At 63.1% G+C, this 21,220-nt stretch carries 25 protein-coding genes; 17 read left to right on the top strand and 8 right to left on the bottom strand.

Annotated features, from left to right (window positions below):
• Window positions 1-21: 21 nt before the first annotated feature.
• Entirely contained in the window at window positions 22-1,236 is a 1,215-nt protein-coding gene (locus tag D8670_RS11965; RefSeq protein WP_121818318.1) for an MFS transporter, read from the top strand.
• 56 nt (window positions 1,237-1,292) lie between these two features.
• The gene (locus D8670_RS11960; protein ID WP_121818317.1) at window positions 1,293-1,658 is read left to right on the top strand and encodes a 4a-hydroxytetrahydrobiopterin dehydratase; all 366 of its coding nucleotides are present in this window, start codon (window positions 1,293-1,295) and stop codon (window positions 1,656-1,658) included.
• A 52-nt stretch (window positions 1,659-1,710) separates the two neighbouring features.
• On the opposite strand, the gene D8670_RS11955 is transcribed toward D8670_RS11960, so the two are convergent.
• Complete coding sequence (locus tag D8670_RS11955) at window positions 1,711-2,418, bottom strand: DUF2270 domain-containing protein (RefSeq protein WP_121818316.1); 708 nt, start codon at window positions 2,416-2,418, stop codon at window positions 1,711-1,713.
• A 149-nt stretch (window positions 2,419-2,567) separates the two neighbouring features.
• Between D8670_RS11955 and D8670_RS11950 the strand changes: the two genes are divergently transcribed.
• Window positions 2,568-2,717: a zinc ribbon domain-containing protein gene (locus tag D8670_RS11950; protein ID WP_121818315.1), complete on the top strand. Its 150-nt coding sequence runs from the start codon at window positions 2,568-2,570 to the stop codon at window positions 2,715-2,717.
• A gap of 296 nt (window positions 2,718-3,013) precedes the next feature.
• Here the strand turns inward: D8670_RS11950 and D8670_RS11945 are convergent, their stop codons facing one another.
• Together D8670_RS11945 and D8670_RS11940 are read right to left on the bottom strand one after the other, a co-directional pair.
• Complete coding sequence (locus tag D8670_RS11945) at window positions 3,014-3,754, bottom strand: RNA-guided endonuclease InsQ/TnpB family protein (RefSeq protein ID WP_375137276.1); 741 nt, start codon at window positions 3,752-3,754, stop codon at window positions 3,014-3,016.
• 211 nt (window positions 3,755-3,965) lie between these two features.
• Window positions 3,966-5,015 carry an RNA-guided endonuclease TnpB family protein gene (locus D8670_RS11940; RefSeq protein ID WP_121818314.1) on the bottom strand — a complete coding sequence of 350 codons (1,050 nt, stop codon included), beginning with the start codon at window positions 5,013-5,015 and terminating at the stop codon, window positions 3,966-3,968.
• A gap of 243 nt (window positions 5,016-5,258) precedes the next feature.
• Here D8670_RS11940 and D8670_RS11930 point away from each other — a divergent pair, with 243 nt between their 5' ends.
• Window positions 5,259-6,158 (top strand): DMT family transporter, encoded by a 900-nt coding sequence (locus D8670_RS11930; protein WP_121818611.1) that lies wholly within the window; start codon window positions 5,259-5,261, stop codon window positions 6,156-6,158.
• Between the two features lie 32 nt (window positions 6,159-6,190).
• Here D8670_RS11930 and D8670_RS11925 read toward each other — a convergent pair whose 3' ends face one another.
• A complete protein-coding gene (locus D8670_RS11925; protein WP_121818312.1) occupies window positions 6,191-6,637 on the bottom strand; it encodes a DUF2062 domain-containing protein in 447 nt (148 codons plus the stop codon).
• Between the two features lie 169 nt (window positions 6,638-6,806).
• On the opposite strand from D8670_RS11925, the gene D8670_RS11920 reads away from it, so the two are divergent.
• Window positions 6,807-7,136: an ArsR family transcriptional regulator gene (locus D8670_RS11920; RefSeq protein WP_121818311.1), complete on the top strand. Its 330-nt coding sequence runs from the start codon at window positions 6,807-6,809 to the stop codon at window positions 7,134-7,136.
• A gap of 112 nt (window positions 7,137-7,248) precedes the next feature.
• On the top strand, window positions 7,249-7,425 hold the full coding sequence (locus tag D8670_RS20970; protein ID WP_162994284.1) for a hypothetical protein: 177 nt from the start codon (window positions 7,249-7,251) through the stop codon (window positions 7,423-7,425).
• Window positions 7,426-7,428: 3 nt separating this feature from the next.
• On the opposite strand, the gene D8670_RS11915 is transcribed toward D8670_RS20970, so the two are convergent.
• A complete protein-coding gene (locus tag D8670_RS11915; protein WP_121818310.1) occupies window positions 7,429-7,617 on the bottom strand; it encodes a hypothetical protein in 189 nt (62 codons plus the stop codon).
• A 127-nt stretch (window positions 7,618-7,744) separates the two neighbouring features.
• On the bottom strand, window positions 7,745-8,122 hold the full coding sequence (locus D8670_RS11910; RefSeq protein WP_121818309.1) for a DUF7344 domain-containing protein: 378 nt from the start codon (window positions 8,120-8,122) through the stop codon (window positions 7,745-7,747).
• 419 nt (window positions 8,123-8,541) lie between these two features.
• Between D8670_RS11910 and D8670_RS11905 the strand changes: the two genes are divergently transcribed.
• The 11 genes from D8670_RS11905 to D8670_RS11855 all read left to right on the top strand — a co-directional run bounded on the left by D8670_RS11905 (window position 8,542) and on the right by D8670_RS11855 (window position 19,486).
• Entirely contained in the window at window positions 8,542-8,916 is a 375-nt protein-coding gene (locus tag D8670_RS11905) for an ArsR/SmtB family transcription factor (RefSeq protein WP_121818308.1), read from the top strand.
• A complete protein-coding gene (arsM, locus tag D8670_RS11900) occupies window positions 8,909-9,757 on the top strand; it encodes an arsenite methyltransferase (RefSeq protein ID WP_121818307.1) in 849 nt (282 codons plus the stop codon). The genes D8670_RS11905 and arsM overlap by 8 nt, the downstream gene beginning before the upstream one ends.
• Window positions 9,754-10,041 carry a hypothetical protein gene (locus D8670_RS11895; RefSeq protein ID WP_121818306.1) on the top strand — a complete coding sequence of 96 codons (288 nt, stop codon included), beginning with the start codon at window positions 9,754-9,756 and terminating at the stop codon, window positions 10,039-10,041. Before arsM ends, D8670_RS11895 begins: the two co-directional genes overlap by 4 nt.
• 99 nt (window positions 10,042-10,140) lie before the next feature.
• On the top strand, window positions 10,141-10,590 hold the full coding sequence (arsN2, locus tag D8670_RS11890; protein ID WP_121818305.1) for an arsenic resistance N-acetyltransferase ArsN2: 450 nt from the start codon (window positions 10,141-10,143) through the stop codon (window positions 10,588-10,590).
• A 1,274-nt stretch (window positions 10,591-11,864) separates the two neighbouring features.
• Entirely contained in the window at window positions 11,865-12,647 is a 783-nt protein-coding gene (locus D8670_RS11885; RefSeq protein ID WP_121818304.1) for an IclR family transcriptional regulator, read from the top strand.
• A gap of 281 nt (window positions 12,648-12,928) precedes the next feature.
• Complete coding sequence (locus tag D8670_RS11880; protein WP_121818303.1) at window positions 12,929-14,359, top strand: short-chain fatty acid transporter; 1,431 nt, start codon at window positions 12,929-12,931, stop codon at window positions 14,357-14,359.
• A 13-nt stretch (window positions 14,360-14,372) separates the two neighbouring features.
• Window positions 14,373-15,746 (top strand): TIGR00366 family protein, encoded by a 1,374-nt coding sequence (locus tag D8670_RS11875; protein ID WP_121818302.1) that lies wholly within the window; start codon window positions 14,373-14,375, stop codon window positions 15,744-15,746.
• A 119-nt stretch (window positions 15,747-15,865) separates the two neighbouring features.
• Entirely contained in the window at window positions 15,866-16,642 is a 777-nt protein-coding gene (locus D8670_RS11870) for a sulfite exporter TauE/SafE family protein (protein WP_121818301.1), read from the top strand.
• A gap of 142 nt (window positions 16,643-16,784) precedes the next feature.
• The gene (locus D8670_RS11865) at window positions 16,785-18,086 is read left to right on the top strand and encodes a hypothetical protein (protein WP_121818300.1); all 1,302 of its coding nucleotides are present in this window, start codon (window positions 16,785-16,787) and stop codon (window positions 18,084-18,086) included.
• 78 nt (window positions 18,087-18,164) lie between these two features.
• On the top strand, window positions 18,165-18,944 hold the full coding sequence (locus tag D8670_RS11860; protein WP_121818299.1) for a sulfite exporter TauE/SafE family protein: 780 nt from the start codon (window positions 18,165-18,167) through the stop codon (window positions 18,942-18,944).
• 131 nt (window positions 18,945-19,075) lie between these two features.
• Window positions 19,076-19,486 (top strand): Rossmann-fold NAD(P)-binding domain-containing protein, encoded by a 411-nt coding sequence (locus D8670_RS11855; protein WP_162994283.1) that lies wholly within the window; start codon window positions 19,076-19,078, stop codon window positions 19,484-19,486.
• A 49-nt stretch (window positions 19,487-19,535) separates the two neighbouring features.
• On the opposite strand, the gene D8670_RS11850 is transcribed toward D8670_RS11855, so the two are convergent.
• Window positions 19,536-19,901 (bottom strand): Rieske (2Fe-2S) protein, encoded by a 366-nt coding sequence (locus D8670_RS11850; RefSeq protein ID WP_121818297.1) that lies wholly within the window; start codon window positions 19,899-19,901, stop codon window positions 19,536-19,538.
• Between the two features lie 2 nt (window positions 19,902-19,903).
• The gene (locus D8670_RS11845) at window positions 19,904-20,983 is read right to left on the bottom strand and encodes an amidohydrolase family protein (RefSeq protein ID WP_121818296.1); all 1,080 of its coding nucleotides are present in this window, start codon (window positions 20,981-20,983) and stop codon (window positions 19,904-19,906) included.
• Window positions 20,984-21,220 lie beyond the last annotated feature (237 nt).

The following is a 21,220-nucleotide window of genomic DNA, read 5'->3' as shown; positions in this document are numbered from 1 at the left end:
CGACTACCGAACTCTCTAGTGATGGCGGAGTCCCGACGACTCATCTGGAAGTACTACGCCTACCGCGCCAGCAGCGCCGCCGGGTTCTACCTCCCCGTCAGCGTCCTCTACCTGAAAGACCAGGGGTACGGGCTGGCGTTCATCGGCCTCGCGCAGGCGGTGTTTTCCTTCGCGCTCCTCTTGTCGGAGATCCCGTCCGGCTACCTCGGCGACCGCATCGGTCGACGCGGGAGCCTCGCGCTCGGCAACGCGCTCCGCGCGAGCGCGATGGTCGCGTACGTCTTCGCGGGGTCGGCGGCCGGGATCCTCGCCGTCAAGGCGGTCTGGGCGATGGGGTGGGCCTTCCGCTCGGGCACCCAGAGCGCCTGGCTGTACGAGCTGCTCTCCTCGCGGTTCGACGAGTCCGAGTACGCCCGCATCGACGGTCGGGGAAGCACGGTCCTGCTCGTCACGTCCGGCGTCGGCGCCGTGGTCGGCGGTGGTCTCTACACCGTCGACACCGGCCTGCCGTTCCTCGTGAACGCGGCGCTGGCGAGCGCCGGCATCGCCGTCCTCGCGACGTTCCCCTGCGTCGAGTGCGGGGACGACGCGGACGACGCGTTCACCGTCCGTGAAGCGGTCCGCGTGCTCCGCGTGCAGGTCCGCCGGCCCGAAGTCCGGTGGTTCGTCGCCTACGCCGCGCTGTTCGCGGGACTGTTCGGCGTCACCCGCACGTTCGAGCAGCCGGCGCTCGACGCCGCCGGCGTGCCCGTCGTCGGCATCGGTCTGCTGTACGCCGGGTTCAAAGCGGTCTCCGCGGCCGCCGCCTCCGCGACGGGGTGGCTGAACGACGCGCTCGGGGTGCGCCTGACGTTCGCGCTGTTCGTGCCTGCCTTCGCCGTCGCGTACGCCGGCATCGCTCTCTCGCCGCTGCTGTTGGTGCCGACGCTGGTGCTGTACCGCGCCGCGCAGACGGTCATCCGCCCGCTCCGGAACCAGTACCTCAACGACCGCCTCGGGGACATCGGCCGCGCGACGGTGCTCTCCGGGGCGTCGATGGCGCTGTCGCTCGCCAGCGGCGCGGCCAAACTCGCCGGGGGCGCCGCGGCCGGGTCGCTGGGCGCTGTCGGCGTCCTGCCGTGGGCCGGCCTCACCGTCGCCGGGATCGCCGGCCTGCTCTGGATCCGCACCTCGCCGGTGCGGGACCAGTCGACGGCCCCCGCGAGCGCGCCCGCGGTCGCTGCGGAGTCCGACTGACGGTCCGTGTTCGTCTGGGGCGAATCTTCAACCCGTTCGCTCCCGTACGTCCGGACATGTCCGACACAGCGCTCGCCGACCGGGAGTGCGAGGCCTGCACGAGCGAGGACGAACCGTTCGGTCCGGACGAGTACGAGGAGTACCTCGCGGAGGTTCGCGGCGACGTGTGGGAGGTCGTCGACGACCACCACCTGGAGGGGACCTACGCGTTCGAGGACTTCCGGGACGCGCTGGAGTTCACCTACGAGATCGGCGAACTGGCCGAGGAGGAGTGGCACCACCCGGACATCGGACTGGAGTGGGGCGAGGTCACCGTCGAGATGTGGACCCACAAGATCGATGGCCTCCACGAGGCGGACTTCGTGATGGCCGCCCGGATGGACCGCATCTACGAGGACTACGAACCCGACGGCGGTGCGTAGCCGCGCTCTCGGGTCCGGTCCGCCGCGGAGGCGCCCGGTCCGGAACGGTCTCTCACCGCCCCAGATCGCCGCGGTCGGTGCCCTCGGCAGTCTCCGACGTGGCCGCCACGTTCGGCCAGAACGCGAGCGCGAAGAGGCAGACGTAGCCCGCGATGACGACGCCGAAGACGACCCAGCCGGCCGTTCCGGAGACGGTCGCGGCTTCCACTATCGGCGCTTCCTCCCCGCCGAGTCGGAAGAGCCAGACGAGCAGCAGGCCGCACAGTAGCGGCAGATACACCCTGCGGAGACGGTGGGCGAGCGCGCTCGGGAGCGACATCCTCGGCTTCGGGTTCCGGAAGTCCTCGCTCAACTGTCGCCGCCAGTCGCGCTGTTCGACGTCGCGGGAGGGGTCGAGCGCCTCCGCGAAGAGGTTCTCCTGCATGGATCGCACCCGGGACCGCCAGATGTCGTATCGCTGGAAGCGGCGGGCCTCGATCAGCAGGAAGACGACGCCGATCACCATGCCGACCAGGATGATCGAGTGCGCGACGTCGCTGCTGGAGAACGCGTACGCGAGGATCGCGGAGATGATCGTCACCGCCCAGTTCGTCGTCGAGTCCAGTCGGCCGCGCCAGTTGACTGCCCGGTCCATCTCGCCGCGGTACAGATGCGCGACGACGGAGCCGAGTCCGCTGCTGTCGTCGACCATCTCGCGACCGATCCGGCGCTCCTCGCGCGCTTCGGGATCGAACTCCTCCTCGCTCTCGTCGCGAGCCATTACGCCAGCCACTACGAGAACGCCGGTGAAACGTCTATTGTCAGGTGCTTCGGGACGTGACGCGGGTCGGCGCTCGTCGCCGAGACGCCTCTGGGCCGTCGCCGCACCGGTGCAAACGCTTTCGGCCGACGGCCGCGTACGCGTGACCGATGGCCGACGCACGCTGCGACGACTGCGACCACGAGTGGGAAACGGACGCGCCCGCCGAGGAACTCGACGAGGCTCCCCGCTGTCCGGCCTGCGGGAGCGAAGCCGTCGACGTGGAGACCAGCGACGGCTGGTTCATGGTCTGGCGCTAGCGGACCGCGCGAGTCTCGCGCTCGCCTCGCGAGACCGCGGCCGTCCTTTAAGTGCTTCTCGCGACAAGGGTTCGTAGTGAAGGATTCTCCGAGCGCTCACTCCCGACGAGCGATGGGTCTAACCCCGATAGACGACGGGACATCGATCCCTCTCGTGGCGACGAGAGGATTTCCCATCCGTTGCCCTCGTCACGAATTAACAGCGATAGTTTGTTAGAGACGTTTCCACACCAAATTTCAGGTCACCAGATCACGGTTCTAGCCGTGAGCTTGTCGGTGGACTCCCGTTCTGGCCTCTATCCCGAGGCAGGCGAGTACTCGCCGTTCACGCTCAACGTCCCCGACTTCAGGGCGAGATGACGTGTCGCCCCTCCGTGTGAGGACTTTTGCCTCCCACGGAGTAGTCTGATGCCGATATTCTTCGCCGCGTTGTAGTCCGCTTGTACCTGATATCCGCACTCTTGGCAACTGAACTTCGCCTGCGACGGACGATTCCCGTCTGATATTGATCCACATCTCGAACACCGCTTAGAGGTGTATGCCGGATCGACTTGCCTAACTTCTATTCCCTCTGTTTCGGCTTTGTACGATACATACTCGTACAGCCGGTGGAAAGCCCAATTCTGGAATTTCTTTCCCGTAGGTAGTCGCTCACCGATGTCGGTCAAGTCCTCGAACGCGATGATATCGCAATCGTTCACGACCGCCTCTTCGATGATCTCCTTAGAGATCCGGTGTAGATAGTCCTTGACCCACCGCGTTTCGCGGCCGCTCATTCGTTCGATAGTCCGGTGTGCGGATTCCGTTCCGGTTTGTTGAAGAGAACCGCGAATCCGCTCGTATTCTCGTCGCCGATGCCTGAGGTAGTCGCCACTCCAGAACCGTCCAGTCGACGATACGGCGATCTGTTCGATACCGAGGTCTACACCGAGGACTGTACTGTGCTCGGCGTCGCCTCCGTTCGGTATCTCGGACTCCGCGTCGGCTTTCGTTCCGACGTGAAGTTGACATCCTCCCGCGCCTAAAGACGCAGGAATCCACGAAGTGGATATTCAGGTTGCGCGTTTCCTCGGGGTTCAAGTACGCTTTCGCGTGACCCATCAACGGTCGCCGTCCAGTTGTGACCAAGGACGTGCTTTCCAGCGTGTGTAGCCCTGTCAATGGGGCCTTCCTCCCCGCATACAGCGGGCGTCAACGACGGCAGGTTATTCAGCCCGCGAGGTAGCACGGTTCGCGTCAGCCGAACTGCTACGCCGTGCATGGTTCACCCTCCCGTTGTGCAATATTCTCCGAAGCGTTCAGGTCGGCATGGCGTCCACGACCACACTCCGAACACGAAAAGTGGTCACCGTCACGAGCCCCCATCGAACCGCACGCCGAACACTGCTGGCTGGTATGGTACGCATCGACCTTCTCAACGCGAATACCAGCGCGTTCGGCCTTGTACGTGATGAACTGTTGGAGTTGGTGGAAGTGCCACGAGTGGACGCCCGACCATGAACTGTTCTCACGGATACCTTTGAGGTCTTCCATCCGAATGACAGGGTTCTCGAACTGTTCCGCGAACGTGATGAGACGACGGGAAAGTTTGTGGTTCAAGTCCTTGATTCGACGCTGTTCTTTGTCACCCACACGGTTGCGTGCGCGAAGCGCACCCGCTTCTGAAAGCGAATCGCGTAGGGAACGATATTTGCGCCGAACGTACTTCGCCTCACCACCAGACACCAGCATCGACTTATCTTCGCCGTAGGCCGTCACCGCGAGTATGTGCCGTTCACCAATATCGACGCCGATGGGCGTCTCACCAGACGTGTCGGTGTCGTATTCAGCGTTGAACGTACAGTACCAGTTGTCTCCACGGCGGTACACTTGAAGTCGCGTCTTCTTAGCATCACCTTCGACCAGTCGGTCTACGGAGTCAGCAATATCGTCGTACACTTCGATAGGCGTGTACCACCATTGGGAGACGCACGGGAAGCCAACGACGACCGTGCCGTTCTCGGTCGTGTCGAGCTCCCAGTTCTGGTTGTTGACAGCGAACGGCTGACTCTCTTGGTAGCGAACCTCTCCGTCCTTGGTGTGGTCGGATTTCGCCTCTCGGATGGCTTGGTTCTGGATGGCCGAGTAGAGATCATTGTCGATGCTGGCTGTGGTCACGGACTTGTCGAAGTCTCCGTTCTCCCATCCGTCGATACAGAACTGCTTGGTATCACGGTAGAGGCGAGTGGCGTGTTGCCACTCTCTCCGCCGTGAGAGGGATGGGTTGTGGAACTTCGCGGTGACAGTCACCGTGACCATTACAACTGTAATTAGATATGATGTGCTAAGTACCTATGGGAATATCAGGCCGTGCTATCATCGGTGGATTGTGTCACTAAATGACGGCGCGTATCCACGGCCTGAAGGCCGTGGCATTGCGCCTGTTCAACCTGTAAACCGGATTGAGCGGCGGTCTGTAAGCGCGATCGACTGGAAACCGAGAGAGATAATTGTCCGGCGGCCCGTTTTCGTCCCGTGAACCGTCGCGTCGCCACCGTCGGCATGTTCGTCGCCCTCGCCGTCCTGTGGGGCCTCTCCTTTCTCGCCATCGCCGTCGGCCTCGAGTCGCTGGAGCCGGTACTGTTCGCCGCCTTTCGCTACGACCTCGCGGCCGTGTTGCTGCTCGGCTACGCGGTCCTCGCAGGCATCGCATGGCGGCCGACGGACCGGCGGAACGTCCTCGGCGTCGTCGCGGGCGGCCTCTTTCTCGTCGCCGCGAACGCCTTCCTGTTTCTCGGCCAGCAGACCGTCCCCAGCGGGGTGGCGTCGATCATGCAGAGCCTCGTCCCCATCGCCACGTCGCTGTGGGCGCTCGTGCTCCTCCCGGAGGAGCGCGTCTCGGCGACCGACGCTGTCGGTATCGCGCTGGGCTTCGTCGGCGTCGGCCTGATCGTCCGCCCCGACCCCGCGAACCTGCTCGGGGCCGACGTCGTCGGTCGACTGCTGATCCTCCTGCAGGTCGCCGGCGTGGCGCTCGGCGGGGTTCTGGTCCAGCGGATCGGCCCGACGATCGACAAGGTGGCGCTCTCCGGCTGGTCGATGCTCGTCGGCGGGATCGTCCTGCACGCCGTCAGCGCCGGCATCGGTGAGCCGTTCGCGCTCCCGTCGTCGGTCGCGGCGGCCGCAGCGGTGGGCTATCTCGGTGTCTTCGCCACCGCCGTTGCCTTCTTCATCTACTTCACGCTGCTCGAGGTCCGCGGCGCGCTTGAGACGTCGCTGGTCGCGTACCTGGTCCCGGTCGTCGCGACCGTCGCCGGGGTCGCGGTCCTCGGGGAGTCGATCACCCCGCTCACCGTCATCGGCTTCCTCGTGATCTTCGTCGGGTTCGTCGCCCTCAAGCGCCGGGCGATCGCCGACCTCGTGAGTGAGGGACGGGTGGCCGTCGCCCGCGCCGGCGACTGAGGTGAGTCGCTACCGCCCGCCCGTCGTGCGGGCTACGCGCGCCGCCGGTACGCGTGGACCATCCGGTAGACGGCGACGTAGCTGACGACCGTGAGAACGACGGCCAGAACGGCGACGCCGACGAGCAAGCGGGCGAGCACGTCCGTCCCGGCGTTCAGTCCCAGGTCGGCGACGGAGAAGTTCGGCACCGGCCCCAGCAGGGCCGTTCCCGTGGCGAAACTCGCGGCGTAGAAGCTGCTCTTCGCCAGCGGGTTCAACACCGCGACCGCCGCCCCGAGCGCGAGCTTGTTCGCCCACGCGAACTGGTAGCCAACCCACGCGAGCACGATCAGACCCGTCCCGAGCGAGGGAAGCGCCGTGACGAAGATCCCGACGGCGAAGCTCATCGCGATGTGGTGCGGGGAGTGATCCTCGGCGAACGACGCCCGAAGCTGCTGCTTGGCCTGGTTCCAGTATCCTCTGACCCGACCAACGCCCATTGTTCGACGCATGGGACTCGGGGACTATGAACCTACTGTCCGCGACCGATACTAATCAGTGATATGACTGGAATTCCGGTGCCTGCACGACCGATCACTCGGTTAATGAAAACACCTGACCGCAGTGAAAATGTACAGCGTTAACGTGTATACAGCCACAAAACTCCGTATGAAGGACTGGGAGGGGATTTCTTCCTCCGACATCGCGTTCGATCCGTTGGCTCACGTCCAGCGACGGAAACTGCTGGTGGCGCTACTGGAAGGTGAACCGCGAGACGAAGTGACGGTCGTTCGCACCGATTCCGACGGCGAGTACTCCGTCACCGAACGTCGACTGCCGATCAGTCAGGAGCACCTGTCCGAACTGGCGGAGTACGGATTCGTAGAGTGGGACAGCGAGACGCAGGAGGTCTCGACGGGGCAGAACTTCGACGAGATCAGCCCGCTTCTGGAGTCCCTGACGAACCACGGCGACGAGCCGGCGCCGGACTGGCGGTGACACTCCTTCGCGCGTAGAGCGCTCGCCGCGGTAACCGACGGTCCGCGTCCGGCTTTCTGCCCCGTCGTCGCAGGGGAACGGTTCATTCGTCTCGAGCCCGTGTAACTGCTGTATGACCGACGACGACATGACCGGTCCGTGGATACTGGCTCTGGGAACGCTCGCCGTCGGGACCGGCGCCGTCGCCGCCAAGTTGCTGCAGCGACGGTCCGCTGATAGCGGCGGGCGCTCGGCTGACGAGGAAGCGCGATCCGACCCCGATCCGGAGGACGCGGACGGCGTACAGTAAGAGCTACGAGGACTCGACGGACGACGGGAACTCCACGGCGACGAGTTCGTGGCCCGTTTCTCGCCCGTGGCCGTTTCCGATCTCGGTCGCTTCGTCGCGGCCCTCCGCCGTCCGTTCGAACGAACACCCGTCGCACTTCACGATGAACTGCCTCGCCTCGCCCCGGTCGGGAGCCGTCTCTTTCAGTGCCATACCTCCCTATTTAGCGACCCGCCGCATCAACTAACGGCCAAAAGAATTGGGGTACTTGTGGATCGGCAACCATTAGCGATGAGGTCGGGATGCGCCGGTCCACCCCCAGTTCGGTCGTGCTACCCGCTCACTCGACGTCGAGAAGGTCCTCGTACCGCTCCACTCGCTTCGGGTCAACGGCGAGCGTCACCGTGTCGTTCGCCTCGTCGTGACGAATGGTGCCCGCGTCCTTCAGTTTCGGAACGTGGGTGTGATACAGCGACAGATGTAGTCGCTTCGCCTCCTCCGTCGTCACTTCCGCCCTCGGTACGTCGTTTTCGCGCGCGGCGACTTCCTCGGCCAACTCGCGTAACTCCATCGGTGCCTCGCGTTCTTTCAGACAGTCGATGACGTGGCGACGCCGCTGGCTGGACAGCAGCTTGAAAACCGCATCCAGGGACGGATTGAGGCCGAACTCGAGGGCGTCGGTCCGAACGTCCTGTCGACCGGGAGATTCGCTAGACATGATACGTAAATTGCACCGTTAGGGGGATAACCTCCCGGCCAAACTATCTTGAATCCGGTCGGAAACGTTTCATTTCTCGGACCGCTGGCGCGGGCCGTCGCCGCTGCCGGTAGCGATTCCGAGCCGTCATCGGTCCGGACGACGACCTCCGCCGGACCGCGGAGGCGGACTCGTCGCCGGACCGAGCGGATACGACCCGCAGAGAGTGTGGACGCGACCGCTTCGACGATATCGACGGCCGCGGCCGATCCGGACCGACCCCGTTTGGCAGCGGCGCCTGTCGCACTCTCCAGATCAAGCGAAATCACGGCAGAGAAGGCCTCGAGTGAGTGTCCGGGGTCGCCACAACGGCGGTGGCGACCGAGTCGTTCCGTCCGTAACTACTATATTAGAAGAGTCTAATATTAGGGTACGCTAAAATGGAGGGGACACAGACCGGCGACGAGAGAACGGACGAGCGGGGCGGGGAGGCGGCCGACTGCTGTTCGGTCGGCCATTCGCTGACGGAAGCGGCGGTCGCGACCGACGTGGAGACCCTCGCGACGCTCGGCAACGACACCCGCTACGAGGCGCTTCGGCTCATCGCCGCGTCGGACGACGGCGTGTGCGTCTGCGAACTGGAGCCGACGCTCGGCGTGAGTCAGGGAGCGGTCAGTCAGGCGCTTTCTCGGCTCTTCAGCGCCGGTCTCGTCGAACGGCGGAAGGAGGGGCGGTGGCGGTACTACTCCGCGACGCCCCGCGCGGAGCGACTGCTCCGCGCGCTCGACGACACGAGGCCGTCCGACGATGAGTGAGGACGCGCGACCCGCGGCGACGGACGCCGAGGGACTCGACGCCGCCGAACAGCGCGCCGCCGTGCGGGAACGGTACGCGCGGATCGCGACGGAGTCGTCCGCGTGTTGCGGCGATGGCGACGGCGGAACTGCCACCGCCGACCGGACGAGCGATATCGGTTATTCGGACGACGACCGCGAAGCGGTCGGCTCGGACGCGGAGCTGAGTCTGGGCTGTGGCAACCCGTCGGGGATCGCCGGGCTCGACGAGGGCGAGACCGTCCTCGACCTCGGCTCCGGCGCCGGGTTCGACTGCTTCCTCGCGGCGCGGGAGGTCGGCCCGTCCGGGCACGTCGTCGGGGTCGACATGACGCCCGAGATGGTCGAGAAGGCCCGCGAGAACCGCGAGGAGAGCGACGCGACGAACGTCGAGTTCCGGCTCGGCGAGATCGAGCACCTCCCGGTCGCCGACGAGTCCGTCGACGCGGTCATCTCGAACTGCGTCGTCAACCTCTCGCCGGACAAGTCGCAGGTGTTCCGCGAGGCGTACCGCGTCCTTCGACCGGGCGGCCGCCTCGCGATCTCCGACGTCGTGCTGACCGCGGAACCCCCGGCTGACCTCCGGACCGACCTGGACTCGGTGGCCGCCTGCGTCGCCGGCGCGGCGTCGATCCCCGCGCTCGAAGCGATGCTGACCGACGCCGGGTTCGTGGCCGTCTCCGTCGAGCCGAAAGCGAACGGCGAGGCGATCGTCCGCGACTGGGACGCCGAGCGCGATCCGAGCGACTTCGTCGTCGCGGCGACGATCGAAGCAGAAAAGCCAGCCAAACGCCCCGACAGCGACCCCGATACTGACCGATGACGCGACCACCAGGCGCACGATACCGCACAGGACCGCAAGAACCCACGTGGCGGAGCATCCTCGCCGCCTACGCCGTCGCCGCCGCGATCCCGGCGCTGTTCTGGCTCGTCAGCTACCCGCTGGCTGGCGTCGCCGCCGTCGCGGCGGTCGTCGCCCTGCGGGCCGGCGCGCGCCGCACCGCGAGCCTCGTCCGCTGCTTCCGCGAGTGTCGGGGGTTCGCGTTCGACCTCGGCGGCAGGGTTCGAATCACCGTCACGAACCCGTCCATCGATGACCCCTGCTAGCCGTCGCTTCGAGTCGCGTCGTCGACCCGCCGACCGGCGCGACCGGCGATCCTGCGGGCCAGCGAGTCGGCGACTGACGCTCGCGACCACCGATACAGCATGACTGACTCCACAATATCGCTCCGACGAGCTGATCCGGCGGACCTCGACCGCGCCGAGGCCCTGCTCGCGGCGAACGACTTCCCGCACCGGGACGTGCGAACCGACGCAGTACAGTTGTTCGTCGCCGAGTCCGGATCGGAGTTCGTCGGCGTCGGCGGGCTCGAACCCCGCGGCTCGAACGCGCTCCTCCGCTCGGTCGTCGTGGCGGAACCGTGCCGCGGGAAGGGTTACGGGGCGGAGCTGTGCGCCGCGCTGGAGGAGCGCGCACGAACCGAAGGGATAGACGAGCTCTACCTGCTGACGACGACCGCGGCGGCGTTTTTCCGCCGCAACGGCTACGAGACGATCGACCGGGAGAGCGCGCCGCCGCGGATCCGGCGGACGACGCAGTTCGAGGATCTCTGTCCGGACTCCGCGGTCTGTATGACGAAGTCGCTCGACGGGTGACTGCGGCGGTCTCGACGGTACACCGGCGTCGAGATCTCGAGCGGGCCTCTGCCCATTCCTTTTGGGACTATCTGGGCAGTTTCACAGGGGGAATGGATATAAATAATACCCGGTGGCAGGACACGCCCTGTCCGGTTCCCCCCACTGGAGGCCACCGAGGGTTGACCGAGCGTTTACTGACGCTGACAGTCGTTGGTAGTGATCGCTTTGAGTGCAACTCGTATTCCATCACCGAGCATACATTACATAAAATATATTTCAATTATGGTCTTGTTATACTATATCTATATAGTAGGTTTAGATTCATTTCCTCGCGCCAGCTCGATAGGTACGATGTCGAAACCAATATTCCTCTTTTCGCCGGCATAAAACCCTATCTTTGGGTGTCTCGAAATTCTATATGGTTTCCGCCAAGAGGCATCGTTACAACTTCAAGTAATAGTAAAAAAGCGATATAGGCTACTACATGGGGGTTTAAAGAGGATATAACGACTGTGGGTTCTCCGGATAAGTAGATATAAGTATACAATATTTCATCTGTGATAGTATTTCTTATGTATTGGCCAACAAGTAGAAATTCGATCACTATATGCAAATCAGTTCGGTGGCTGTATCAGATAGAACGAATACTAATTTTCACCAGTTTAGATCTCTTTCAATTTGGTTGCTTTCGTGTCGCTGCTGAAGAAACCGGGGGGTCTATTGTCCACTTGATTTTCACGAGATCTGCGTATCTAGTCCCCTGCTAATCTCTGAGAATTATATCCGGTTTCGCTATTTTACGGGGCTATCTCTGTAATCCGGATGCTCTAGCGACCGTCGGATCATCTCAACGCTAGCTCGTCCAGCGCAGTGTTCTTCGCGATGGTCCTGTTTTCGGTCGTCTAACTCTGATACAGTTCGTCAGAGTCCTCTGGGCGATTCTCGCAACACCACCGGAGAAAAACTGGGCGGTCAGATCTCCGGTCGCGGTGACGGTTCTGAGACGGATCATCGTCCCATGCTACGGAACGCGTATCTGTCGTGCCCGTTTGGAATCCACTTCTTCTTCGTTGTTCGTATTTTCTCGTCTAAGGGCCCCAATGAACCAATTTTACTCCTGCTATCTTCCCGCATCCAGTCTGGTCCCTCGTATCGCCAATCGCTGTACGTTTGAAATACGGCAGTAAGAGACGAGGAAATCACTTCTAACCCGTAATCTATACTCGAGAAGTGAACGAACAGTACTGTCCCACAGCGATGAACTATAAGGAGGAGGAGTATGAACAATAATCATGGCAAAATCCGAATCCAACGATTCGATCAAGTCCGTCGATACAGCGTTCAATATAATCGAAGAACTCCGAGAACAGGGTGGAGCGGGCGTGACTGACCTCGCTGAGGCAATGCAATTGCCGAAAAGTACGGTCTACAACCAGCTCAAAACGCTCGAAAAGCAGGCGTTCGTTGTGAAGGACCGGGGCGAGTACCACCTCGGACTCCGGTTTCTGGGGCTCGGGGAGTTCGTGAGAGAGAAGAAAGAGGTGTACAGAATGATCGAACCGAAGGTCGAAGAGATCGCGGAGAAAACCGACGAACGCGCTCACTTCGTCGCGGAGGAGCAACGCCACGCGATCCACGTCCACACGAAGACGGGCGCGAACGCGGTTGAGAACGGGACCGACTCCGGGACGCGTCGGACCGACCTCCACGCCGTCGCGGCCGGAAAAACTATCCTCGCGTACCTACCGGACGACGAACTCGAGCGTTTCCTCGAGGAGAATACCCTGGAGGCCTACACGGGAAACACGATAACGGAGAGGGAACGTCTGTTCGAGGAACTCGAGTCCGTTCGCGACCGCGGGTACGCCCAGAACGACGAGGAATCGATGCTGGGGTTGCGGGCCGTCGCCGCGCCGATCCTCTACCCGAACGGGGAGCTGCTCGGCGTTCTGAGCGTCTCAGGACCGACGCACCGCCTGAAGGGCCACCGTTTCGAGAGGGAAATCCCCGACCTGCTGCTGGGGAGCTCTAACGAAATCGAGATCAACGTCGCTCACGCCCAGCAATCGTCGTAACCACTCTCCGCTGTAGTGAACTGTTCTCAGTGTTCAGCCTTGTGGAACACGGTGTCCGACGATAGGTGCTGTTACCAGCAGTAGAGGGTGTGTACTGTGCGTTCCCCGACTTGGAAAAACGTCGACGAAGCGGGGATACGGAGACGCTGTTCAGTGATGAACGGGTGATTCATGGCTCAGTTTACATAATCTTTATTGGGCTGGTCGGCGGGTTATCCTGTGTAGTGTTCCCATATGACGGGGTACGAGTCCATCGCACGGCCGAATAGAGGTGTAACCGGATGAGCACGAGCGGTGCGAATCGGGGGATATTCACGCGGCTCGGCGACGGAGCGAGTAGCCTCGTGCAGCGGTACCTGCCGGACGCGTTCATCTTCGCGCTGATGCTCACGTTCCTGACGATGATCCTCGCGACGCTTCTCACCGACAAGGGTCCGGTCGCGGTCGTGACCCACTGGGGAGAGGGGTTCTGGTTCGTCCTCGCGTTCTCGATGCAGGCATCGCTGGCGCTGTTGACCGGATGGGCGTTCGCCGACTCCCCACCGATCAAACGGGTCCTCGGCCGCATCGCCGAGATCCCGAAGACGCAGAAACAGGCGATCTTCGCAACCGCGGTCGTCGGGCAGCTCTTCGGGCTGTTCCACTGGGGCGTCGTTCTGGTCGCGGGGGCTATCTTCGCTCGCGAGATCGGCATCGCGATGGAACAGAAGGACATCGACGTCCACTACCCGCTGCTCGTCGCGACGGGGTACGCGGGCCTGCTGCCGTGGCACCAGGGACTGTCCGGCGCATCCCTGCTGCTCGTCGCGACGCCGGATCACTTCCTCGCGGGCGAGATCGGCGTCGTTCCGGTCTCGCAGACGATATTCAATCCCGCGAACCTCCTCATCGTCGCGGGGGTCGTGTTGGTAACGGTGATCCTCATGCCGCTGATGGCACCGGACAACGAGGAGGACCTCATCACGGTCCCCGAAGACCAACTCCGGAAAGCCGAACAGGCGGTCGCGGACGGCGGCTCCCAGGCGGACGAGAGCGACGCCGTAATGCCGAACCGGCTTCGTGAGGCCGGGTACAAGACGGCACTGCTCGACAGCAAGGCCGTCGGCATCGGTCTCGGACTAATCATCTGGGCGTACCTGGGCTACATGTTCGCTACGAACGACTTCATGGACGTGTTCAACCTGAACGTGTTCATCTCGGTGATGTTCGGTCTCGGCTTCCTCTTTCACGGCACTCTGCGGAGTTACATCGACGTCTTCCGAGACGCGATCAAAGGGGCGAGCCAGATCCTCATCCAGTTCCAGTTCTACGGCGGCATCATGGGCATCATGGCGTGGTCGGGGCTGGCGACGCTCATCGCCCAGACGGCGGCCCAGTACTCGACCGAGACGACGTGGTATCTCGCCGCGTTTCTCTCGGCGGGCACCGTCAACTTCTTCGTCCCTTCGGGCGGTGGCCAGTGGGTCGTCACCGGACAGGTGATGATCGACGCCGCGCAGGGAATTCCGGGAGTGGCGATCGACAAGACGATGATCGCGTTCGCGATGGGCGACCAGTGGACGAACATGATTCAGCCGTTCTGGGCGCTACCGGCGCTCGGCATCGCGGGGTTGTCGATCCGCGACATGATGGGCTACGTCGGCGTCCTGTTCCTCTTCAGCGGGGCCGTGATGGGGATCGGGGCGCTACTCATGGGACTGGGGATCCTATAGGAGGTGACACGATATGGCAACTGAAACCACGGACGGCGAGACGGCGACCGAGGAGGACTTCGTCCCGTTCCTCGGGCAGTTCTTCCCGGAGGCGCTGACGCTCGCTGCACTGCTCGCCGTACTGGCGCTGCTCGCTACGGTTCCGTTCCTCGGGACCGTCAGACAGTTAGAGCTGTTCTCGACCGGGTTCTTCCGGCTGTTCACCGTCCAGATGCCGTTGATCCTCCTCTGGGTGCTCTCCGCGACGGTCGTCGAATCGAGTCGGATGGGTCGCGCACTCGACTGGGTCGCCGAGGCGTTGCCGACGGGCAGTCAGTGGACGGTCGTATACGCGACCGGCGTCGTCGCGCTGGTGTTCGGCTGGATCAACTGGGCGCTCGGCCTGATCGGTGCGTTCTACGTCGGTCGAAAGCTCTGCCGACGAGCCGAGGAAGACGGGACTCGGGTCCACTATCCGGCCGTCTTGACCGCCGCGCTGCTCTCGCTCGTCATCACGAACGTCGGACTGTCCAGTCCCGGCGCGCTCCTGATGGCCGACGCGTCCGGGACGACGAACTTCCTCGTCGACCCCGAGCAGGCCGAGGTCGTCGTCGACATGTCGGCGTTCCTCCTTCACCCGGCAAACGTCATCTCGTCGCTCCTGTTCGTGCTCACGCTTCCGGCCCTGTTGGCGGCGCTGGCACCCGGCGAGGGTGAGCGTCGACCCGTCTCGGCGTACGCGTCCGTGCTTCAGGGGAGCATCGCCGAGACGCTCGATTTCTACTCGCCGCCGCCGCGGGACGAGTGGGTGTTCGCCGACAAGCTCGAGCAGTCCCGGACCATCGCCGTCGTCACCTTCCTCCTGGGCGCGACCTCCGCCGCCGCGTACTTCGCCACCGGCGGACGGCTGACGATGCTGTGGTTGCTGTTCGTGCTGATGATGACCGGTATCCTCATCCACGCTCGACCGATGGCCTTCGCGGACAAGGTCACTGACGCTACCCGATGGGCGAACCACGTCGCCATCCCGTTCCTGCTGTACGCCGGGGCCTTCGCCCTCCTCCTGGAGGCGGAGCTGTACGCCCCCATCGGCGACGCGTTCGCCGCGACGGGAGTCACGCAGGCCATTTCCTACGTCGTCGCGCTCGCGTTGGGGCTGCTCGTTCCCAGCCCCGGGTCGTTGTGGGTCCTCCAGGGGCCGGCGCTCGTCGAATCGGGGGCCGACCTCGTTCCGTCGGTCATCTCGGTGATGTACGGCGCCGGGGTTTCGAACCTCTGGCTCGGCTTCCTGTTCGTCGGCGTCATCGCCGCGGTGTACGGGTTCGACTGGCGAGAGTTCGTCCGCTACGCGGCCGCCGTGACGGCGTACGTCTCCGTCGTCGTCATCACTCTGCTGGTCGTCTTCTAACGGCTGTGACCGGGCACTCATCTTTCTCGTTCGCGCGTCGACGAGTCCCCCCGTACACTATCTTTCGACAGTCCAATCCGAGTACGAGCCCCATCGCAGACGTCTGGGGGTGCTAACCGATGCTTTCCGTTGCCACGCCCGAACTGATACTCCTCCTGGTCGTTATCGCGCTCGTCTCCGGCGTCGGCTGTACGACGCTCGGACCGGGCGGGATCTTCGTGACGATCGCTCTGTACCTGCTGACACCGCTGTCTTCGGCGGCGGTTGCCGGCACGGCACACGTGACGTTCATCGCGGTCGGTGCGGTCGGCGCGGTCGGCTACGCTCGATCGGGAGAACTGACCGAGGGCGACGGGTACGTACTGGCGGTGATACTCAGCGCAACGAGCATCCTGGGAGCGATCGCCGGCGCGCACCTGAACGCGTACGTCTCGCGGCGACTGTTCGGCGTCATCCTCGGCATCGTTTCCGCAGTCACCGGTCTCGTCCTGCTCCATCGTGAGCGAAACGAGTTAGATTCGGTCGTTGCAGTTGACCCGCACACCCTCAAGGGGAAGACAGCGTTCGGTTCGCTGGGCGTCGCGCTCGGCGTTACTGCGGGACTCGTCGGCGTCGGTGGACCGGTGTTCGCGGTTCCAGCGCTCGTGCTGCTCGGCGTCCCGATGCTACTCGCGCTGGCGATCGCTCAGGTGCAGGCGATCTTCATCTCCGGCTTCGCGACCGTCGGATACCTCACACGAGACGCCGTGTCGGTCCCGTACGCCCTGATCACCGGCGTGCCGCTCGTCTTCGGGGCGGCGCTGGGGTGGTTGATCGCCCACCGCGTGGATCCCGAGCGTCTGAAGGTGGGGCTCGGTATCGTCTTGATCGTCGTCGGCGCATACCTCGTTCTGTGATCGCGGGCGTCGAACACGCATGGTCTTCCCCCGACCCCAACGATCACGGGCTCCGAAAGCGGACGTGTCGGGGCCCGATCCCGCCTGGTGGTTGTGAATATCTCCCAAAGATATATTGCCGGTCGCATAGCAGTTTCACCCGATGAGTCGAGTCAGATCCGCGGCTAAGAGCATCGCGCTCGTCGCCGGCGCGGCCGTCCTGGAACTGGTCTCGTACCTGTCGCTGAAACGGTACGGGGAGGGACTAAACAGCATCCCGACTGTCGTCTTGGAGGAGTTCCCGCCGATCGACCGCGAGTTACTCGAGAAGTTCAGCAGCTTCGATCCCGAGCTGGGTTGGAGTCCGCAGCCGAACACGACGAAACAGAAAGACACCGGCGAACACCTCCCCGGCGAAGAGGTACGAACGGTCGTCACGTACTCGACGGACCAGTACGGGAGCAGAGTGTGTCCCGCCGAGGACCGCGATCCCGACGCGGACCTGACGGTGTCGACGTACGGTGACTCGTACTGTTTCTGCCGGGAAGTGGATGACGAGGAGACGTTCCAGAATCACCTCGCGCGAAAGCTCGACACGCACGTCGGGAACTACGGCGGTGGCAACTACGGTCTCGATCAGGCACTGCTCCGACTCAAACGGGTGTATCCCGAAGACCCGACGGACTACGTCTTCATGGTCGTCACGGCGTCGTCCATCGCTCGCATCCTGAGCGTGTGGAAGCACTATCAGGAGTTCGGGAACATCTTGGCCGTAAAGCCGCGATACACCCTCGAGAACGGCTCGCTGAAGCTGATCGAGAGCCCGATAACCGAAAAGGACCAGCTTCTCCACCTCAAGGACTACGCCGAGTTCCTGCGGAGTAACGACTACCACTACGAACACTGGTTCAAGCCCCACTTGGCGTCGTTCCCGTACACGGACGATTTCCTTCGGAACCCCGACCACGTGCGGTACTCCCTGTACTCGGCGCTCAAGGAGGTCGAAAGCGAGTACGAGATCGACGTTCCGGGGATCGACTTCGACCAGCGGCTAACGCAGACCACGGTGCGGTTAGAGCAACCGAGAGTCGAGTATCACGAACGGCTGTTCGACGAACACGACGACCTCTTCTCCGCCATCGTCGGCGAGTTCGTCTCGTACGCCGACGAGCAGGACTTCACTCCCGTGTTCGTGATGGTCCAGCAGTTGCGATACGCGACGTACGAGGTCGAACACGGACCGATCTACGGCGACCTGCTCGACCGGCTCGACGACCGGTACCCGGAACTGGTCACGATCGACATGGCGAACCATCTGGGAGGGGGCGACGACGTCGAGTCCCTGTACGTCGAGCGCGGGGAGGGCGGACACTACAGCCCCGAGACGAACGAGAAGATAGCAGACGTCTTCGTGGACGAAGTGTTCGAACGACCGCACGTAGAACAGCCACGGACCGAATCGTGACCCTCGACACGGGCCGGGCGAACCGGACCCGCGGGACGGAACGAAGCCCTGCCGAGCCCCGAACGTGAGAGAAAAGCCATGTTGAACGTCCCGTTCGATCTCCCGCTACAGGTATTGCTCGTCCTGATCGCGTTGTTCTCCGGGATCGGAATCACGACCATCGGGCCAGGCGGGATCTTCGTGACGATCGCCCTGTACTCGCTGACGCCGTTGTCGTCGAACATGGTCGCGGGAACCGCGCACTCGACGTTCATCGCGACGGGACTGGTCGGGACCGCGGCGTACGTCCACTCCGGCGAGATGAAGACGGGGGAGGGTCGCGTCATGGCGATCATCCTCAGCCTTTCGAGCATCGTCGGTGCGCTGATCGGCGCGTACGTGAACTCCTTCGTCCCGCGGTCGGTCTTCGGAGTTCTGCTCGGTACCGTCGCAATGGCGACTGGCGTCACCATCGTCTATCGCGAGCGGCGCGGTCTCAGCCCGATGTATCGACTGGACGCCACGATCCGCCAGGGACAGGTCGTCCTCGGTCTCCTCGGTTTCGTCCTGGGCATCGCTAGCGGGCTGCTCGGCGTCGGCGGTCCCGTGATCGCGGTTCCCGCGCTCGTCCTGGTCGGCATCCCGATGCTGTTGGCCGTCGCCGTCGCGCAAGTCCAGTCGATCTTCATCGCCGTGTTCGCGACGACGGGGTATCTCACGCAGGGGAACGTCTCCGTCCCGGTCGCCGTGCTCGTCGGCATCCCGCTTCTCGTCGGCGTCGTCGCCGGCTGGAAGGTCGCCCACCTGATCGACCCGAACCGATTGAAAGTCGCGCTCGGGATCGTGCTGTTCGCGGTGGGGCCGTATCTCGCGCTGTGACCGTATCGGAGATCCTGACACCTATACACTTATATACGTAAAATTATATCTTTCTAGCAGCATCAGATACTATTACAATATCTGTCTCGAAAACCCGTCCCACAGTCGACGGTCCTCTCGGAGATCCCGGAATGGCAACTCGGACGGTCGAACGACCGGGAAGTATTTCGACGGCGATGCCGTACGTCCGCGCAGGCGTGACGTCCGACCCCGACAGACCGGACGATCTCCCCGAGTGGTGGGCGGAGAACCAGCGAATACGCGAGGAGCTGAACCTGCCACCGTACCGCCCGCCGCGTTTCGAAGACGGGACGTACACGCACGAGGTCACCTCCAGACTGGAGGAGGAGTACGACTGCTCGATCCGGTTCGCGAGCGTCAATCCCCGGTATCCGGAGGACTGGTCGATCGAGGTCGACGGCCGCGCGGTCGCGAGCATTGGTCGGCACCGGGACGAGAACGGGAACACCGTCTACGAGACGACTACGTCCGAGTTCGAAGAGCTGTTTGAGAAGGCGATGCGGAAACGCTCCGGGGACTGATCGTGAGGATCGCTCGATCGGATCGGGCTTCTATGGGAGGTGACTACGACTACAGTTCTACGACGATCTCCCCGTCGGTGACGGTTACCGGGTACGACGGAAGCCGGACCTTTTCGCGGGAGAGGCACTCGCCGTCTCGGACGTCGTACTCCCAGCCGTGCCACGGGCAGTTCAGGATGTGCCCTTCCTCGCTCCACTCTAGTTCGTACTCGAGCGTGTCGCGGTCGAACGTGGCCTCGTACGTCCCCGTGACGGAGCCCTCGCAGACCGGCCCGGACTGATGCGCACACCAGTTGCTGTAGGCGTAGTACTCCCCATCGACGTTGAACACGCCGACTTCGCGGCCCTCGACCTGTACGACCTTCCGCTCGCCGGGACCCAGTTCGTCTGCTGACGCGACGACGTGGCTCGCCATGGTTACGCGTCCAGGTGGAACGCCTCCGCGGGCGTCTCGTGCAGCACCTGACGGCGCTGTTCGGCGCAGAACTGGCTCCGGAGGTGTTTGTCGACGCCGCTGGGATGATCGAAGTCCCAGTGCGGATAGTCCGACGCGTAGACGATACTGTCAGTGCCGACCATATCTATTATATTTTTCATGTGTTCCGGATCGTTCGGTTCCCCGAGAGGTTGAGTGGAGAAGTAGCAGGACTCCCTGACGTACTCCTCGGGACTCCGTTCGAGAAGCGGGGCCTCGCTGCGCCGGATGGAGTACTCCTTGTTCAACCGATACATGGTGTACGGCACCCAGCCGAGACCGGCCTCCAGAAAGACGAAGTTGAGGTCCGGGAACTTCTCCGGGACTCCCTCGGTGAGGAGGCTGACGAGGGTGAGCTCCTGACTCCACGTGTGTGCCAGCGTGTGCACTTGCAGGAACTTGTTCAGCGACTGATTCTGCCGCGGGAACTCGAACATGAAATCCTCGGCGTTGCCGTGGTACGCGATCGGGAGGTCGTTGTCCTCGGCCGCGCGGTACATGACGTCGTAGCGCGGATCGCCGAGCGGCGGCTGCGACCCCGTCGTTCCGATGTACGCGCCGACGACCCCGTCCTCGTCGGCTAACCTGTCGATCTCCTCGGCGGCCCTGTCCGGTCGCTGCGTCGCCAGCGCGATGAGCGCTTTCACGTCGTCGGTCTCGTCGAGGATCCTGTCGAGGACGTAGTCGTTGTACCCCCGCATCAGCGCCATCGCGAGTTCGTCCTGCGGAAACTTCCCCAGCGGGTCGAATGTGTTGATGATCGGGTAGTCGACGTGGAACTCCTCGCAGAACTCGTCGATCGCCTCCGCTGTAGTGAACGTCGACCAGTTGTCCTCGATCTTTCCGCCCATCCACTGGTCCCATCCGCTCGACGGGAACGGCGTCCCGTAGGTGGTGTTACTGATGTGTGTCCGGTGCGGTTCGTCGAGGTACGGGGCGAGTTCTTCGGGGTGGACGGTCAGGTGAACGTCGGTATCCACGACCGTCGTCTCGGCGAGCGCGTTCTGTGTCGTTTCTGCCATACTACTCTGTTGTATGTTATCTATTACCAAGAACCTACTGCGTTTTGTGCCTGAAATCTACTCTGGTTTTACAATTCCTTGCTATTATTTATAATAGTTAAAGAGTAAATAATATATTGTGGCAGAACACCCCATGACCGTTACCCCTCATTAGACTCTCCAAGGTGCCTGTCCAAGTGCACGACGCCGCCGAAAGTTCCGTGCCGCCGGTGCTGCTCAACGTCCCCGAGGTGTGTA

The sequence above is a fragment of the Halostella limicola genome (genome assembly GCF_003675875.1).
In the GTDB taxonomy this organism is placed as follows: domain Archaea; phylum Halobacteriota; class Halobacteria; order Halobacteriales; family Natronoarchaeaceae; genus Halostella; species Halostella limicola.
This window is presented reverse-complemented; position numbering and strand designations above follow the sequence as displayed.